General features: G+C 30.5%; 17 protein-coding genes. All 17 read right to left on the bottom strand.

The window, feature by feature from the left end:
• Positions 1-57: 57 nt before the first annotated feature.
• Positions 58-879 carry a helix-turn-helix domain-containing protein gene (locus NNL09_RS15300; RefSeq protein ID WP_025666380.1) on the bottom strand — a complete coding sequence of 274 codons (822 nt, stop codon included), beginning with the start codon at positions 877-879 and terminating at the stop codon, positions 58-60.
• 202 nt (positions 880-1,081) lie between these two features.
• The gene (locus NNL09_RS15295; protein ID WP_196909753.1) at positions 1,082-2,110 is read right to left on the bottom strand and encodes a hypothetical protein; all 1,029 of its coding nucleotides are present in this window, start codon (positions 2,108-2,110) and stop codon (positions 1,082-1,084) included.
• Positions 2,111-2,334: 224 nt separating this feature from the next.
• Positions 2,335-3,879: an amidohydrolase family protein gene (locus tag NNL09_RS15290; RefSeq protein ID WP_196909752.1), complete on the bottom strand. Its 1,545-nt coding sequence runs from the start codon at positions 3,877-3,879 to the stop codon at positions 2,335-2,337.
• A gap of 109 nt (positions 3,880-3,988) precedes the next feature.
• Entirely contained in the window at positions 3,989-4,297 is a 309-nt protein-coding gene (locus tag NNL09_RS15285; protein ID WP_196909751.1) for an AraC family transcriptional regulator, read from the bottom strand.
• 906 nt (positions 4,298-5,203) lie between these two features.
• Positions 5,204-6,520, bottom strand: a complete 1,317-nt coding sequence (locus tag NNL09_RS15280) for a hypothetical protein (RefSeq protein ID WP_196909750.1) — start codon at positions 6,518-6,520, stop codon at positions 5,204-5,206.
• Positions 6,521-6,612: 92 nt separating this feature from the next.
• Positions 6,613-7,023 carry a hypothetical protein gene (locus tag NNL09_RS15275; RefSeq protein WP_196909749.1) on the bottom strand — a complete coding sequence of 137 codons (411 nt, stop codon included), beginning with the start codon at positions 7,021-7,023 and terminating at the stop codon, positions 6,613-6,615.
• A 77-nt stretch (positions 7,024-7,100) separates the two neighbouring features.
• Positions 7,101-7,661 carry a hypothetical protein gene (locus NNL09_RS15270; RefSeq protein ID WP_025666374.1) on the bottom strand — a complete coding sequence of 187 codons (561 nt, stop codon included), beginning with the start codon at positions 7,659-7,661 and terminating at the stop codon, positions 7,101-7,103.
• A 167-nt stretch (positions 7,662-7,828) separates the two neighbouring features.
• Positions 7,829-8,035 (bottom strand): hypothetical protein, encoded by a 207-nt coding sequence (locus tag NNL09_RS15265; protein WP_196909748.1) that lies wholly within the window; start codon positions 8,033-8,035, stop codon positions 7,829-7,831.
• A gap of 227 nt (positions 8,036-8,262) precedes the next feature.
• Positions 8,263-8,541 carry a helix-turn-helix domain-containing protein gene (locus tag NNL09_RS15260; RefSeq protein ID WP_196909747.1) on the bottom strand — a complete coding sequence of 93 codons (279 nt, stop codon included), beginning with the start codon at positions 8,539-8,541 and terminating at the stop codon, positions 8,263-8,265.
• Positions 8,542-8,947: 406 nt separating this feature from the next.
• The gene (locus NNL09_RS15255; RefSeq protein WP_196909746.1) at positions 8,948-10,141 is read right to left on the bottom strand and encodes an alpha/beta hydrolase-fold protein; all 1,194 of its coding nucleotides are present in this window, start codon (positions 10,139-10,141) and stop codon (positions 8,948-8,950) included.
• Positions 10,142-10,211: 70 nt separating this feature from the next.
• Positions 10,212-11,057 carry an AraC family transcriptional regulator gene (locus NNL09_RS15250; RefSeq protein WP_196909745.1) on the bottom strand — a complete coding sequence of 282 codons (846 nt, stop codon included), beginning with the start codon at positions 11,055-11,057 and terminating at the stop codon, positions 10,212-10,214.
• An 84-nt stretch (positions 11,058-11,141) separates the two neighbouring features.
• A complete protein-coding gene (locus NNL09_RS15245) occupies positions 11,142-11,693 on the bottom strand; it encodes a DinB family protein (protein WP_196909744.1) in 552 nt (183 codons plus the stop codon).
• 54 nt (positions 11,694-11,747) lie between these two features.
• A complete protein-coding gene (locus NNL09_RS15240) occupies positions 11,748-12,284 on the bottom strand; it encodes a Crp/Fnr family transcriptional regulator (protein WP_196909743.1) in 537 nt (178 codons plus the stop codon).
• 157 nt (positions 12,285-12,441) lie between these two features.
• Complete coding sequence (locus tag NNL09_RS15235; RefSeq protein WP_196909742.1) at positions 12,442-12,969, bottom strand: hypothetical protein; 528 nt, start codon at positions 12,967-12,969, stop codon at positions 12,442-12,444.
• 168 nt (positions 12,970-13,137) lie between these two features.
• Positions 13,138-14,559, bottom strand: a complete 1,422-nt coding sequence (locus tag NNL09_RS15230) for a serine hydrolase (protein ID WP_196909741.1) — start codon at positions 14,557-14,559, stop codon at positions 13,138-13,140.
• 146 nt (positions 14,560-14,705) lie between these two features.
• Positions 14,706-15,161, bottom strand: coding sequence for a hypothetical protein (locus NNL09_RS15225; RefSeq protein WP_025666365.1), 456 nt, complete (start codon positions 15,159-15,161; stop codon positions 14,706-14,708).
• A gap of 158 nt (positions 15,162-15,319) precedes the next feature.
• Positions 15,320-15,733 carry a hypothetical protein gene (locus NNL09_RS15220; RefSeq protein WP_196909740.1) on the bottom strand — a complete coding sequence of 138 codons (414 nt, stop codon included), beginning with the start codon at positions 15,731-15,733 and terminating at the stop codon, positions 15,320-15,322.
• Positions 15,734-15,742: the final 9 nt, after the last annotated feature.

Here is a 15,742-nt window from a genome sequence, read left to right as displayed (position 1 = left end):
ATTTACTCTTCAAAACTATAGCGTTAACACAGTTAAATATTGTAAAAAACGGACATATTACTGAGTTCTCTTAAAAGCTTTATTTGGAGTGACACCATAAAAGTTTTTAAAATCTTTAATAAAATGAGATTGATCATAATAGCCAATATCATAAAAAAGTTTATTTTGTTTAAGGCTTTGATTAGACGGCTTTGCTTTTAATATATTTTGAAACTGAACAACTTTACTGAATGTTTTAGGAGAGTCACCAATATAGAATTGAAAAAGCCTTCGTAATTGTCTATTACTAATTCCTACATCTACATCTTTTTCTATATTTAATACTCCATAATTTTTTAGAATTGTATCTATGGCATTGTAAAGTCTGTTGTCATAATCGAAAACAGTATGATTTAAAATATTGGTAAAGTAAATGTCAAATTTTAATTTAATCTCTTCAATATTCAGTTTAGGATGAAAATGACTAGCTATAAATTTTGATGTTTGCGGAACAAAATCTTCCAAATTTTGAAACTTGTTACTTAGTTCGCTTGCATTAACCTTAAAGATCTGAGGAAATATAGTGGGTAAAAATCTAACACCAATGTAGTTGAATTCTGGTTGTAATACGTATTCTGTGTATTTTTTACAAAAACCAGCAACGAAATTATCTTTAGGGTTATTTATTTCAAATAAAATATCAATACAACCATCAGAAACTACTTTATAGCTAAAAGTATCATTTAGTTTTTCGGTTGTTTTTAATTGCCAATAGCAATAGATGTAAGGTTGTAATTTGGTTGTTGGTAAAAACTCAATATAATTTACATTTTCTTTAGTTTGTTGTATGGTGGGTTGAATAGGTTGAAACAGTCCCCGAATATGTCTTGTTAAATTCATATTCATTGATTTGCGGCAATAATTACTCTACTAAAACCATACTCAAAATCTATCATACCTACATATACATTAGAATTTTCTTCAATATTTTTGCCTTTGTTTACTAGAATAAAATTAAACATAAAATTATAGATAACATCAGAATTATTATACGTTTGGGATATGAGAGATTTGTTGAGCTATCATTTATGCACATTGGTACTTATTCTATTGTGAGTATTATTCTATTTGCTATATTTTTGGCAGTTGAAATGTTAGACATATCTGTAAACAATTTTCCGGTTTTACCAGAATAATGACCATGCCCAATTAGGTTCATAATTTTATGTGTTGTACTATTAAAATCCGACGATTTAATTTCTGAAGAATAAATTAATGAGGGTTGTCCTACTTGTCCTGATCCTGAATAAATTTCATCATTTGGGAATTTATCTTTGGAGTAGTATTCATTCCAGTCATAAGATTGATTTACTTCTATCAAAATTTTATAATCACTAAGGGTATCAAAGTCAGTTTTTGATTGTATTACAAAATTACCTGTAGGTGTCGCCCCCGAAACGGCATCTAGATCGGGCGCCCCATTTAGAGGTATATAAAGTCCATCTGAAGCTTTTATCCCTCTTTTATGAGACCAATATGGGAGTGCTTCTGGGCGTCTTACAATTGCTGGTTTCCAGTTAGCTCCAACTTTTTTACCATAATCGAATGTACTAGAAGAAATCACTCTAGAAATGTATAGAGTCTCTATATAATTACCCTTAGCATCTTCTACCCAAACTGCAAATAATGGATATTGAAACCTCTCTCCTTTTTTTAGTTCGATACTTATTTTATGTTCTCCAATTGTTTTATCCAATTCAATAACCTGATAATCAAATGTTTCTTCAGTTGTTCCAATTTGTTTGTTTCTTATTTGATTTCCCCAATTATAAATTGTGTTAAAGACGGGCATATCAAAATATAACCCCATAACAACCAATGCGGCAATAAAGAAAATCAAGGGACTTTGGAGCTTCTTTAATCTGGGTTGCCTTTTTCCCTTTATATAATTTGATAGTGGTATTTTATTATTGATAATATGAAATATCATTCCCACAATAAATACTAAAGCAAAAAAAGTATGTAGAGAGGCCATATTTTTTTCAAAAGGCGTAAAATACATGAGTATACCCGAACCCGAAAGTATCAGGAGTATTACAATCAAAATATTGCCTAGTAGTCTTCTGTTCATGGTCGTATTTTTATTGAGAACAAAAGTATTATAGGCTTGAGATAGTTACAATAAGGGGCAAATTTGCCCCTATTTTTTTAGGATAATTTTATAATTGTTTGCCAAATTCATCATGCCCTCTTCTCCTACAGAAATAAGTTCTTTTCCTATTTAAGCTTAAGCGTATTCTGTTTTTTGAATGACTCTATACTTACTGATAATCCCTAGTTAAAAACTTCTAATTTTTAATCATTTACCTTTGCAGAAAGTGTATTTCTCTCATATTTTTTGCCATGCACAATAACAGAATTTATAGCATTATATGCAGATATATTATCTAACGGATCTTGATTAAATAACAATAAATTTGCTGTTTTACCTTTTTCGATAGTTCCGTATTTGTCAATTATATGAAAAGCATTTGCGTTATTAAATGTAGCAGCCATAAATATCTTTTCTAATGAGATTCCTGCTTCAACCCAATGTTTCATCTCTAAAAAACCATTGTATCCAGGAGGATTTGCATGATTGTTCATAGCAGGTGTGTCTGATCCAAATAACAAATTACCATTTTCACCAGATAGATAGTTCGTACTAATATTGATTTTATCTAAAACTAACTGCATCATACCAGCTATTTCTCTATCTGGGGTTTCTGAGTCAAAATAATCTCCACCATAGCTCATGATTCTCTTTTTTTGCCATAATCCTTCGTCGGTTTTTAACCATTTTAGTAGATTAGAGGGTAGTACATTTTCTAAATTTGAATCATTTACAAAATTAGAATTAAAGACATCTTTTTGCCCAGCAATTACTCTAAAAGTAGGCTGATACCCAATCTTTTTATCAGCAATAGTCGATAACAATTCTTTATGAGTTTCTGGAAGTTTACTCACATTCAAATACTCTTTTAATAATCCCCAATGCCACATTCCGTGAGCAATAATATCGACATTAGCTTCTGATCCGAATTTTTGCGCAGAAAATGAGTTTGCGTGTAACAATACAGGAATGTTTTCACTTTGTGCCTGGTGCACCAAATCTTTCATAATATCTAATGTAGGTAATTCCCAAAGCATCTCTTCGGTACCACCAAATCCATCTTCATAAATAGTTTTCATGCAGATTCCGTCTTGTTTATTAACGATATCAGAAACTACTTTTTTTACAGAATGATCATTACTATTTATTGTATCTGGTATGCTAACATTTTTGTTGTATTTGTCATGTAAAAAGTTAGGGTAGAATTTATATCGATCTTTTGGATCATCCTCTGCCATCATAAAATCATTCATCACTTTTACTTGTTCGCCACATGTATAAATGTCGGGTTTAATCTCTTTATCTTTGATTTGTTTTATAATTCTAGGATTATAGTTGTTAGGGTCAATTAGCGTAGTGTAACCAAAATATAAATAACTATTTGGAAGCTGTTCATAATAGCTATTTGCCAATTCTGGCAGGGCTCTTACATGCTTATAATTCATCCCTGCAATAGAGCTTAAATGTACATGTGAATCTATTAACCCTGGAGTTAAATACTTTCCGGTTCCATTAATTTTTTTATAAACGCCTTTTACATTTGGTTTCTGCTTTCCGCAAAAAAGGATAGTCTCATTATCAATCAACACATTTCCTATATACTTTTTTAGTATACCGTTTTTGTTTGCAGATATTATAGTAACATTATCTATATATAATCCGTTATCTACATCGAAGGTAGGGTTATCATTTTTGCACCCTATAATAGTTAGTAACATGCTAAAAATGATTGCTCTTGATAGGTCCATTTTTTATCTTTTATTAGACAAAACTATCATAGAGATAACGGATTGTCGCCTTAAAAGAAGATTTAGGACTCAAAATATTTTTGTAGTCGTCTCAAAAGAAGATATAAGATTAGTAGTAATTAGAATTTTTATACTGTGATGGAGATAATCCGGTAGCTTTTTTGAATGCAAGATTAAAAGTTGATTTAGAATTAAACCCACAATCAAAAGCAATACTTAACATTTTATAATGCTTATACGCTTTGTCATTTAATCTTTTCTTTACTTCTTCAACTCTCCAATTATTAATATAATCATTAAAATTCTTATTACTATGTTCATTGATAACAAAAGATAGGACTTTTGGGTTTACATCTAGTGAATTCGCAAGAGTGATTAGAGAAACATCACCATCTAAAAAAGGTTTTTTCTCACTCATAAAAAGAGTTAACTTATCTAATAAATGCTTGCTTTCTCTCTCTTTTAAAATAAAATTTTTCCTTGTTGGAATTTCCTTACCAACAAATAAAAATTGTGTATGGATAATAATTCGTAAACTCAAATAATAAAGAATCACAGCTAATAGCACCATTATTGGATAATAGTATATGAGTTCCATGTTATAATCAAAGTAAATCCATTCTGTCAAAACGTAAGCTATCCAAATAATAAAAAAACCAAAAAACATAAGTGTTAGTTGATTTAATAATTGGTATCGTATTTTAGAATAGTACGACTTATTTTGCTTATACAAGTCATAGGTTAGGTATAAATATATTGCGAAATAAACGATACTAAAACTCTCATTTATTTTTATAACATTTTGCAGATACTTCTGATAATTAACAGCATCTTTAACCATAAAACAAAACAATATATACCCCAAATTTATAATGAGAAAAGGTAGGAAATGTTTGCCCTTTAATTTTATATTTTTTGTAGTGTTTGAACATTCTTTGGTATATAAATAGAATGCAGGAGAAATTAATAAAATAAAATTGAGATTAACCAGGAACAATGCTTGATTGTTGTAAATACCTAATATTAAAACTCTTCCTAATATAGCAGCAAAACCAATTAATATTAGAGCCAAATACAATTTTTCTTGTTTCGACTTGAAGCCTTTTATTAAAAGTAATACTCCAATGATAAGACCTTGTAGAGCACCAAAAGAAATAATAAAATTAATTACTTTGTACAAACTTTTAATTCGTTAAATTATTTTTTAGTTCAAATGTTTACAACGTTTATTATATGTATCGCAGTAGCATAAAATGTTACTAAACCACGAGTGTTTTCTACTTTTTCTAGCAATGAACACCATACATTTTGTAGTAATTCTGTTTTATTTTTTGGCGGTTTTAAAATGAATTAAATAGGGTTGTAAAGGTAAATTCTCTGTTGTTCTGAAATTGTTAGAAATTAAAATTTGGTATTCTTTTTCAGGTTCTAATTTTACTTTGATTGTCCATGCTAAAGAATCCTTTGACCAAGTTCTATCGATAACCTTTGGAAATCCAACCTTCCCTAATTCGCCATAATCTACACCTGTATTATATCCATTAAGGGGTTCGGAAAATTCAATAGTAATTTCATTTAAATCTGGATTTACTGTTTGAGAATTGTTATTAAACTGTTTAATTGCAACGACTTTTGGTCTTATGTTTTCATCTTCTTTTCTAAGTACACTTATCGGCTTTGAAAAGAAGTTCGTTTTATCAATGAAAGCATCTATTTGTTCTGCATCTTCATAGTTTAGCTCAATCATTTCTTTAATTGCTTGTTTTTTATCTATGCTGCTTTCATAATATAATTCACAAATTTCGTAGCCTATGTAATAGCCTAAATCTCTTACTCCAAAATCCTTAGGAGAATTGTTACTCCACAACCATTGGAATGTCCAATTGTAAAACATTTCTTTTTCAAACGTCTCCTTTACTTCTGGATTTCTTTTTCCATATGCGATAGCTGGTGATGAAGATCGCATGTTCATCGCTTTTACAGAAACAAACTCTGCAACTCCCTCATATAAAGACTGATACAACAAATTGGATGGAATTGTTTTTTGCTGTGTATGAACATATTCGTGAACATTGAGTAAGATAATATTATCAAGTGGTCTGGTTTTTATGTAATTCTCTGCCCAGGTTTTCATCCGGCCTTCAAATTCTGATATATTAGTTTTTTCATCAACCATAGCTAATTCACTTCCTATCAAAACTAAGCTATCTAAAGTAGTTCCTCCACTTCTCATAGCACCAATGGTAAAATAAATTTTTGCTGGTTTCAGATTAGGGTACACAGATTTAAACTTGTCTATTCCAGCTTCTAATTCGGTTGCTAATTCCTTAGCTTTCTTTGTATTTTGACGTACCGAGTTTAAAAACTTAGGATATTTATTTATCATATTCAAAAACTCTTCTTTTTGGTATCGTTTAGATTCAATGATACCGAACAAGCCTGGTGTGCCTTTCGAAAGGTACAATTCTTCCAATAATTGCATTTGTTGAGTAGAATCTGATACTTTGGAAATGGTATCAAAAGCTATCCAAAACCTATCTATATCAGAATTTATTACATTTACGCTATTGTTCTTTTCTGGTTTGCAGCCTATTACCATTAACAAGCAAAGAATTATTATTTGAGTTCCCTTTATTTTCATTTCCGTTTTTTGCTTACCACTAACTGTTTATTATAACAATCATAGGGTGCTGTTAAATAATTATGATTTATTATATAATCTTGTAAGTAGTTTTATTTTGGTTTTATAAATACTATTTTTCGATCAAACTCTTCTTCAAAAATATACAAGAAATCTAACTCTTCTCTGTATTCTTTATATTTTTCCCAAGGTGTCAATTTCTTTTCAGAATCAAGTTCGATTTTAATTTTTAGTAACATTTCTTTGCGGAGTTGTTCTGATAGGGTTCCTTCAAAATTTTCAATTCGATCATTCTCCTCATAGTTTGTCAAAACGTTATAAAATTCTAATAATTGATTTCTGAAGTTATTTTTTATAAATATTTCAATACAAAATTCAAGGTTACTTAATTCTTGTGATATCAAAGTATCGAATATGGGAGTTACTTCTAAATAAGGTTCACCCCAAGAAAATTTCTTTTCTTCCAACATGCATTTTGGTAATGTTTCATGATCTACCCTCATTTAATATAGCTTATTAACAATTACTTACAACGGTTTGTATTAAATGCGTTTTCAATGTGTTTTTTATACTTTATTAGCTACTTTTTATTTTTTTCATACAACTCAATTGCCTTTAAATAATTTATAGCACCGTTCATTGTCATATCATTAATAAAACCATCCAGCTCAGGGTGATTTGCGTTAACCCAGCTCACCAAAGAATCTACTTTTCTTTGCCAAATTTTCCAATTAGCATCTATACATTCTAAGGATTCAATTTTTGAGATTTTCCCAGAATTAAAAGAGATTTTGTATTGGCACGTTAGAGGGTTGTTTTCTAAAAACTCAAAACGAATAGAATTAGAAGTTACAGAGGCAATAACCTGATCATTTTTTTCTGTTAATTCTACTATTTTATATGATGTTCTAAATATAGAATCCCATTTAAACTCTTCATAAAAACTATCATGGGTATAAGGCATAATGTAATCTCCTGCAGTTATTGTAATACTATCGTTTATGAATGTTTTTAACTTATTGTAGTTGGCTGCATCTCTGGCATTATAATATGTAGTAACGATCTCCTTATTAGTTAATTTCTGATCGCTACATCCAATTAAAAAATACAAAAGAAATAGTACGAGAAAACTGTTTTTCATTAGTCGTTTTTTAAGGTTCTGTAACGTTATTAAGTATGTGTCGTAACAGCGTAAAATGTTACTAAGTCACGGTTTTTAGTTTGTGTATAACGTCTAGTATATATGGTATGGTGGCGTTTAGTATACATAAACCACCGCATTATTGTTGGTTGTTTTTTCATCACAACTTAAGTGCAATCTATTTCTTTACCATTTATATCCCAACATTTTTCAGGTATAATTTTATTTTCTTTCCAATTATTTTCTCTCTCTACTTGACCGTTTTCATAATATAGCCTCTTTATCCCTACTTCTTCTCCATCTTTGAAATATACTTCAGCTCCTAATTTTCCATTTTCATGAAATTCTCTCCATAAACCATCTTTTTTTACCATTTTTATATTTATTATAGTTTATACTATCATTTTCTATTGATAGATTAGAATGAACAACTTCTGTTTTAGGTTTTGAGTTTTCTACCGTTTTTATAGATGGATTCAATTTAGGTTGTTCTTTTTTATTTGAGTTTGTCTGCTCTACACAACCAACACAAATCATTAAAAACATTATAGAATGTAGAGTATGTACCAATATCGGGAATATGCTATTCTTTAGAACAATTTTATAATTGTTTACCAAATTCATCAAGGACTTCTAATACAGAAATAAGTTTTTTTCCTTTTTCTGTTAGAGAGTATTCTACTTTTTTGGGATATACTTCATAATCCATTTTTTGAATGATCCCATCCTTTACCAATTCACCCAACTGTTTAGTTAATGCTCTTTTAGAAGCTTCGGGGTTGTATTTTTCTAAATCTTTAAGCCTACAACTTCCTCTATTAAGTTCGCATAATAGTGCGAGTTTCCATTTTCCCGAAATAACATGTAATGTTCTCTCCATCGGGCAATCAATTTTTAAAGGTGTTTTTCTAGTGTAGGTTCCCATGTATAACGTTTCTTAAAATTACAAATAAACATAGTGTATATCGTTAACGAAAGTATAAAAAACAGTCCTTTTACCAGGCTAAAATGATATCCAGGGGGTACTTGTGTTTGTAGTACCCCTCCCCACTAATTGAAGTACCCCAGACGAAGACCTGGAGTATACTACCCCTACTACCATAAGCCCCCCTAACACATTATATACCAATATTACCCCACTTATATAAGTACTAGGGGGTACTTATATAAGTGGGGTTTAGTAGATTTTATAAAAAAATATTAAAATTAAAGTTAATGTAATAAAAACTTCGACAAGCTCAGTTTGACACTAAAAAACACTTTTTAGATAACCATATTATAGTATATTATAACTTAATTTTCTTACTGTTTTTATCGTAGACATTTTTATAATACTCATAGGTTCCTTCATATTCAAAAGTATCTTTTTCCTTTTCTAATATGGTAAGGGCCAAGTCAAAATACTCTTTTGCTTGTTTATCATTTTTAGTTTTTACCAAATTCTCCCCTATTTTGTTGTACAATTGAGATTTTTGAGGATAATTTTTGAGTTCTAATTTATAAAGAGCTACCGCCTCGGCATACATTTCTTTTTTCTCTAAAAAATAACCGAAATCATAAACATCATCGAACGAAGGTATATTCGTATATCCGGTCCAATTTGAAAGGTTTTTGTAAAAATTATCAAAGTTTGTTAATACGTTTCCGGTATTTAACATCTTTTCTTTTTGTTCCTCTGATATTTCCCATTTTTTAGACACTTCTAATATACCTCTATGTATACTTTCTGTTGGTATGGTAGCATGCGTAAAACCATCATACACTGAGAATTGCCAACTAAAAGTTTTTGAATTGTGATCTTGTAACAATGCATCCAGTTTCTTTACCGATGGTAAAAAGTCAATATCGGGTTTTCCCTTGTTTCCAATAGTAGTAAAAACGAATTTATTCAGTTTTTTTATCTTATCGATATTTCGCTGAATTTTTAAAACGATTTCTTCATCATCAATTTGAAGGTTAGGGCTTATTGCTATATATGCATTAAAAAGTTTTGGATTATCTACTATGCTATTTAGAACAAAAGTTCCTCCTAGTGAGTGGCCAATTGCTGTTCTAAATGGTGCGGGATGATATAACCTATCTATCATAGGGATCACCTCATGGGTAAGGTGATTTTCTAAAAACTTTGCTCCGCCAAGACTTGGTATCTTCCAATCTTCATTTACCGGCTCGGGAGTTAATTCGTATTGCCTTTTATTCGAGTTTACCCCTACAACAATACTCTTAGGTAATTCTTTTATTTCTATAAGGTAATCTATAATAGAAGTTGTTAGTTTAAAAAAAGGACTCCATTGGGCATCAAATACATATATTACAGGTAAACGCTCTGTTGTATCAACTTTTTTAGGTAGATGAACTTTGATCTCTCTTTGTTCTTTAAAATATTCTGAATCGATTTTGTGTATTACATCGTTTGTTTCCTGGGCTTTGATAGTTAGCACGAAGCCAACACAAAATAGTATATATAGTAACTGTCTCATCTTGTTTAAAAATTTCAACAAAAATAAGAGGTCAGTTTGTCACTAAATTGGTGAAATGGGACATCTATGATTACTTAAACGTCCAAAATGTATCTTCTTCGCCAAGATGCTTTACATTTTTGAAAAAAGATTTAGGGTTAAATCCTGTAAGTTTTTTAAAATGATTAATAAACTGAGACTGATCGTAATATTCGTTTTTTAAAGCTATTTCGGTAAGTGGAGCGTTATTGTTTTTTAATAAGTAATCATTCAGAGATTTTCTAAACTGAATAATATCTATATACTCTTTAACCGTACAACACATATGTTTGTTAAATAGTCTTAACAGTGTTTTTCTACTTACATTTAATTCTTCTGATAACTCTTTTACGGTAAGTTTTTCTGATGATTCTAAAATAATATGAATACATTTTTTTAGTACTTCTTCTTTAAAATCACAGAATTTATCTTCAAAAAATTGATCTAAAAGTGTCACTTTATTTTCAATACTTTTTTCAGCGTAAACCGATTCACAGCATTTTTTTAAGTCATCCCCAAAATACGTAAATGATTTCTCGATAGGATCACCAGAAATGCTGGATAAAGGAACTTTTATAAAATGATTAATTCCTGTTTCCCTAAAAACAATCCCTATTTTATCAAAAGGAGCCAAAATCTCGGCTATTCTACACTGTTTTTGTACTCCCGAATAGAGAAAACTAAAATCTGTTTTTGTATCGGGTACAGTTTTGGAGTAGTTGCAACTGTAGGTTACTTTTGAGTTTCTATATATCGTTAATGCATTTTTTGAATTGGGATAATACATAAACCGTTTTTGTAATAAACTATCTGCCGAACAATGAAAATAGTAATATGAAATATAGTCTTGTAAAAATGAGTCTTGGGGTTTATGGGTAACAAACTCTTCTTGTTTCATTGTTTATGCTACAACTCTCAGATTACTATGAAAGGTTAAAAATAGGTAATCTTTAGAAATTAAGTACTGTTCTCTTAAGAAGTATCATGAGTAGCCATTCGCTATTTTATTGCATTGTGCAATATGCCTCTGGTTATGATAAATAAGTACTCTAAACGTATCTCCTAATTTTAATGTTATCCATTTCGAAATACTGATCGATGTTTTAATCTTACTTAGATCTTTATTTCTTGCCATATCTAATAATTCTAATGTCTTGTGTTGTTGTGCTATAAACCGATCAATACATCTTTTATCCAGATCACTGTTAATCGGATCTTTATCTTTGAAGGTTTTCATGGTATTCAGTTTTTCTCTGGGAAGCATCATTTTTGCAAAATAATTTCCCAAAAGACCTGATGTAAAAACAGGTACATTTTTTCTTTTTGATGTTAGCATTCTATTTTCAATCTCAGGAAGATAAAAGTCCCCATACAAATTTAGGTGTTCCAGGCACTCTAAAATACTCCAACTCTCTGGTGTATTTCTCCAATTCAGTTTTTCTATGGGCAACTGATTATATTTTTCTGCTTCATTTATATTTTTTCGTGTTCTTTCTACCAAATCCTGTAGTAATTCTTTTGATGCTATCTTCATTTGTTTTTTTTATACAAAACTCTATGATTTGAAGTTTTAAAACATTGATCGAAATTAAGATTTTTTGATTCTCGAAAGTGTTTCCGGAGTCATTCGCAGGTAGGATGCAATATATTTATTGGGTATTTCCTGAAATAACTGAGGACTACGTTTTAAAACCCTGTTATACCTTTCTACAGGAGAAGTAGTTAAAATATCTCTTTCTCTTTCCATTTGTTGTAAAACAAAATTTTCAAAAATCAGATACCACGTTTTAGTATGTGCTGCAGAAGACCATATGAAGTTCATAAGATTTGCTTTTTCAATCACTTTTAAAGTTGTTTTCTTTAAAGCTTGAATATAAAAATCAGATGGTTTTTCGTTTATAAATGAATCGAGAGCTGCAATAAAATTGTCTTTATATCCAAACCGAATAGTATGTTCTTCAAACTCGTCTATCACAAAAATTCTTAAACTACCGCTTACAACCAGATATGCATTTGTATCGATACTTCCTTTTACTTTTAAATATTCATTCCTATCCAGTTTCAGTTCTTTATCCCATAAATTTTGATTGTTTATCTCCTCTAAAAGGGTTGAAATTGGGTTCATATTTTTGCGTGCTGGTGTTCGTCTTTATAAAACAAGATCACTTTTTAGTACAGGGGTTTGTTGATCTTATACTAAAATAGCAAAAAGAAGTAAACTTATGGTTTGGCATCGAGAATTTCTGAAAAGGAAATCAGATGTTATAACTATCTATGTAGTGCTATTCGGGTTTATATTTTTTTCCGTTTATAAATATTTCTCCGCCAAGTTCTTCTATTTCATATCCAAACCAGTCTTTTTTAGTTCTTCTCCAGGTTTCTTTATGCTTTTGTGTAGTAAGTACGGTGTCTGTAGTAATACCATCTCGTTGAAACATCATCCTTTTCCATCTTTGAGATGTAAAAACAAGAATACTATCCTTTTTTAAAAATTGTATACTGTCTATCTCCATTTTTATACTTAGCGTGGTATCTATAATTGCCCAATCTCTTAAGGCATATTCTTTTTGTTTATCTCTTGAAATGATTTCTCCACTTTCATCATAAATCACCAGATCCTCTGGTAGCTGGCTCATATAGGCCTCTATATCTTTTGTTCGAGTAGCTTCAATACCTTTATCAATATTTCTTTGGATGATTTTACGAATGGTCGCTTTTTCAGATTCGGTTAGTATTGTTGATTTTTTGTTTGAATCGCAACTCATTGATATGATCAAAAACAAAAATCCTAGTACAAAAATATTTTTCATGATTCTTTGTATAGTATGTATCTATAATACCCAAATTTTTAAAAAAGGTTACATAAAAACTTAAGAATATCCTTTGTTTTACGTAATGCAGTTACCCATACATTTTTCGGCACAACTATCTTTCCACATTAATGAAAAAAAAGAAACCTCATCAAAATATCTATACTCCTAATTTCGTTTCCCATTTGATACTAAAGTCGTTCTGGATCCAACGGCAAGGTTCTCTATTTTTTTATCCTCATTTATGGTAAAGTCAATCCACCAATCGGGATCGGATTTAAAAATAAATTTGTGTTCGCTAATCGGTACAATAACAAACTTTCTTCCCTGACCTCGCTGCGAATTAAGCTGTCCGTTTTCTAATGTGATGTTACGAATGGTTCCATCTTCATGAGTATAGGCTCCTGTAAATTTCTTTAACACACTCTCATCAAGTGATTTAACCTGCTCTAGATTAGATGAAACCCCTAAAACATCTGAAGCTAATTGTACGGTAAGACCTGCCGGATAACTTCTATTTAGGTTTGATAATACAATAATTTGTAAGTCCTCTTCAAGAATCCATAGCGAGTAACACTCGGTACCATGTATGTTTCCTCCATGCTCAACCGTAGTATACTCTCCTAAAGTTGTAGTCCACCAACCTAACCCATATTTAGTTTTTCTACCATCGTGCAAGCTTTGAGAAGTGAACGCAATCTGTTTTTGTTTCTCAGATATCAATGTATTGTTTTTTAAAGCGTCGTACCAAATAGTAATATCATCGATAGTAGAAATAATGCCGCCATCTGCAAGTGTTCCTGGTTTTACAGCTTTTGCATGAACAATCTTATGAGGTTCTTCTTCGGCTATTTCGTATCCTTTAGACAATTGCGGAACGATTTCATAAAAATCATAGAAACTTGATTGTTTCATGTTTAACGCATCAAAAATATGCTCTTGAACATAAGCTCTAAACTCCTGTTTGGAGACATTTTCAACAATTTTGCCTAATAAAACATACCCAGAGTTCGAATATTTCCAATCGGTTCCCGGTTTAAAATCAAGTGAAACATTGTTGATTACATTTACAATAGTGTCCATCGTTACCCGGTCTGTACCATGATGATCATAAGAAGGTTTCACTTCTGTGTATTCTGGAATTCCTGCAGTATGCCCTAATAACTGTCGAATCGTAATATTATGATCATGTGATTGTTTATACTCGGGAATATACTCTTTAATATCACTATCCAGAGATAACTTCCCTTGTTCTTCTAACATCAAAATACAAACGGCAGTAAATTGCTTTGTAATAGAGGCTATACGGAATTTCATATCGGTTTGGGCCTCTACCTGGTGTTCTATATTTATGTTTCCGAATGCTTTTTTGAGCAATGTTTTTCCGCGTTTACGGATTAAAACAACTGCTCCTGCACCATCTGCCGGATAATGAAGATTAATTTTCTCCTCTAATAACTGGCTTAATGTAGTTTTTTCTTGTGTTTTGGGAGTATCGGGTTTTCTATCGGTTATACATGCAGCAAAAAATAAAATTGATACTAATATAATACTAAGGAGCACAAAACTTTTTGATCGAAACAGGTTCATATACATATATTTTGTACTTAAGACCTTCGCTTTTTTAAAAGGTTACATTGAACTCTTTCTAAACTTTTTCGATTTGTAACCGTAAGAGTATCTCACATGCCTAAACCTATGTGTAAAAGGTGATACTTGTATTTCAATAAGGCTCTCTATTTAAAACTAAATCGAGATCTCATATACAGTGTGGTGAATAGATTGTTTAATTTTTCGTCTAAGTCGGGAAACATATACTTATTCTTTTTTACATCATACTTAAATTGATATTCTGGTAAATCAAATCCAAAATGCTCAGATGCCCAAAATGCTATTCCGTAAAACATACCTTCAACTTGATAGTCGCAATGATTTAGTTCTATTTTATTTAGGACTATTGTGGTTGGTGTGCTAATTTTTTTTTCAATTATTGAACTTACCCAGGTAAGACCTTCTTTTAAAAGTTCAATTTCAACATCTGTTAAATGTGTAGTATTAGCTTTGTATTCAAAATACAGGTTATTTGATATTTTGTCTCCCTGATTGCTGTTTTTAACACTGGCCGAAATTTGTACCCAAATACCCCAACTTGTTTTTCGAATTCCATAAAGAGATGTAGATGATTTCTGCATATTATTAGGTACTTATGTCTACTATTTATGAGTAAATGTCTTAACATGGTAAAATGTTACTTAACCAAGTAAATTAATTTGTATTTATTTTATGTCATTCACTATGGAAAAGATGTTATTTTCGGTTTAACACAGATTCTAATCTTACCATACTGCTTTTAATCAAAAGTAAGTACATCAGGTTCTAAAAATTCTGTTTTTGCTTTTTCCGAATTAAAAATATCAAAGCTATAATGACTATTGATGTGTTGCTTAAAATTGGTTTTTAACTGCGGAAACTCAACTATAAAATCTTTAAAATTATCAGATTTTGATTGATTCATGAAGTGATTCACTGCTTTGGTTGCAACAATGGTTAGTGTTTTGTTGTATTTGTCTTTTGCTCCTACAAGTTCTACAAAATGCTGTAACTGTTCGTGTATCTTTTTTTCGGCTTGCTCAATACCGTGATCATTAATCATAATCCACGCCAATCGTAAATGTGCTTCGTGACTAAAAATTTCTGGATTAAGTGTACACTGCGTAAATTGATTTTTAAACACTTCGTCTGTGAGTTCAAAATGCTTTTCCATATTGCTTCT

Source organism: Aquimarina sp. EL_43, assembly GCF_943422735.1.
GTDB lineage: Bacteria > Bacteroidota > Bacteroidia > Flavobacteriales > Flavobacteriaceae > Aquimarina > Aquimarina megaterium.
This window is presented reverse-complemented; position numbering and strand designations above follow the sequence as displayed.

What these genes read in the sequence shown, in the direction of transcription:
- NNL09_RS15300 (WP_025666380.1), bottom strand. Translation starts at nt 879, where the DNA reads ATGAATTTAACAAGACATATTCGGGGACTGTTTCAACCTATTCAACCC.
- NNL09_RS15295 (WP_196909753.1), bottom strand. Translation starts at nt 2,110, where the DNA reads ATGAACAGAAGACTACTAGGCAATATTTTGATTGTAATACTCCTGATA.
- NNL09_RS15290 (WP_196909752.1), bottom strand. Translation starts at nt 3,879, where the DNA reads ATGGACCTATCAAGAGCAATCATTTTTAGCATGTTACTAACTATTATA.
- NNL09_RS15285 (WP_196909751.1), bottom strand. Translation starts at nt 4,297, where the DNA reads ATGAGTGAGAAAAAACCTTTTTTAGATGGTGATGTTTCTCTAATCACT.
- NNL09_RS15280 (WP_196909750.1), bottom strand. Translation starts at nt 6,520, where the DNA reads ATGAAAATAAAGGGAACTCAAATAATAATTCTTTGCTTGTTAATGGTA.
- NNL09_RS15275 (WP_196909749.1), bottom strand. Translation starts at nt 7,023, where the DNA reads ATGAGGGTAGATCATGAAACATTACCAAAATGCATGTTGGAAGAAAAG.
- NNL09_RS15270 (WP_025666374.1), bottom strand. Translation starts at nt 7,661, where the DNA reads ATGAAAAACAGTTTTCTCGTACTATTTCTTTTGTATTTTTTAATTGGA.
- NNL09_RS15265 (WP_196909748.1), bottom strand. Translation starts at nt 8,035, where the DNA reads ATGGTAAAAAAAGATGGTTTATGGAGAGAATTTCATGAAAATGGAAAA.
- NNL09_RS15260 (WP_196909747.1), bottom strand. Translation starts at nt 8,541, where the DNA reads ATGGAGAGAACATTACATGTTATTTCGGGAAAATGGAAACTCGCACTA.
- NNL09_RS15255 (WP_196909746.1), bottom strand. Translation starts at nt 10,141, where the DNA reads ATGAGACAGTTACTATATATACTATTTTGTGTTGGCTTCGTGCTAACT.
- NNL09_RS15250 (WP_196909745.1), bottom strand. Translation starts at nt 11,057, where the DNA reads ATGAAACAAGAAGAGTTTGTTACCCATAAACCCCAAGACTCATTTTTA.
- NNL09_RS15245 (WP_196909744.1), bottom strand. Translation starts at nt 11,693, where the DNA reads ATGAAGATAGCATCAAAAGAATTACTACAGGATTTGGTAGAAAGAACA.
- NNL09_RS15240 (WP_196909743.1), bottom strand. Translation starts at nt 12,284, where the DNA reads ATGAACCCAATTTCAACCCTTTTAGAGGAGATAAACAATCAAAATTTA.
- NNL09_RS15235 (WP_196909742.1), bottom strand. Translation starts at nt 12,969, where the DNA reads ATGAAAAATATTTTTGTACTAGGATTTTTGTTTTTGATCATATCAATG.
- NNL09_RS15230 (WP_196909741.1), bottom strand. Translation starts at nt 14,559, where the DNA reads ATGAACCTGTTTCGATCAAAAAGTTTTGTGCTCCTTAGTATTATATTA.
- NNL09_RS15225 (WP_025666365.1), bottom strand. Translation starts at nt 15,161, where the DNA reads ATGCAGAAATCATCTACATCTCTTTATGGAATTCGAAAAACAAGTTGG.
- NNL09_RS15220 (WP_196909740.1), bottom strand. Translation starts at nt 15,733, where the DNA reads ATGGAAAAGCATTTTGAACTCACAGACGAAGTGTTTAAAAATCAATTT.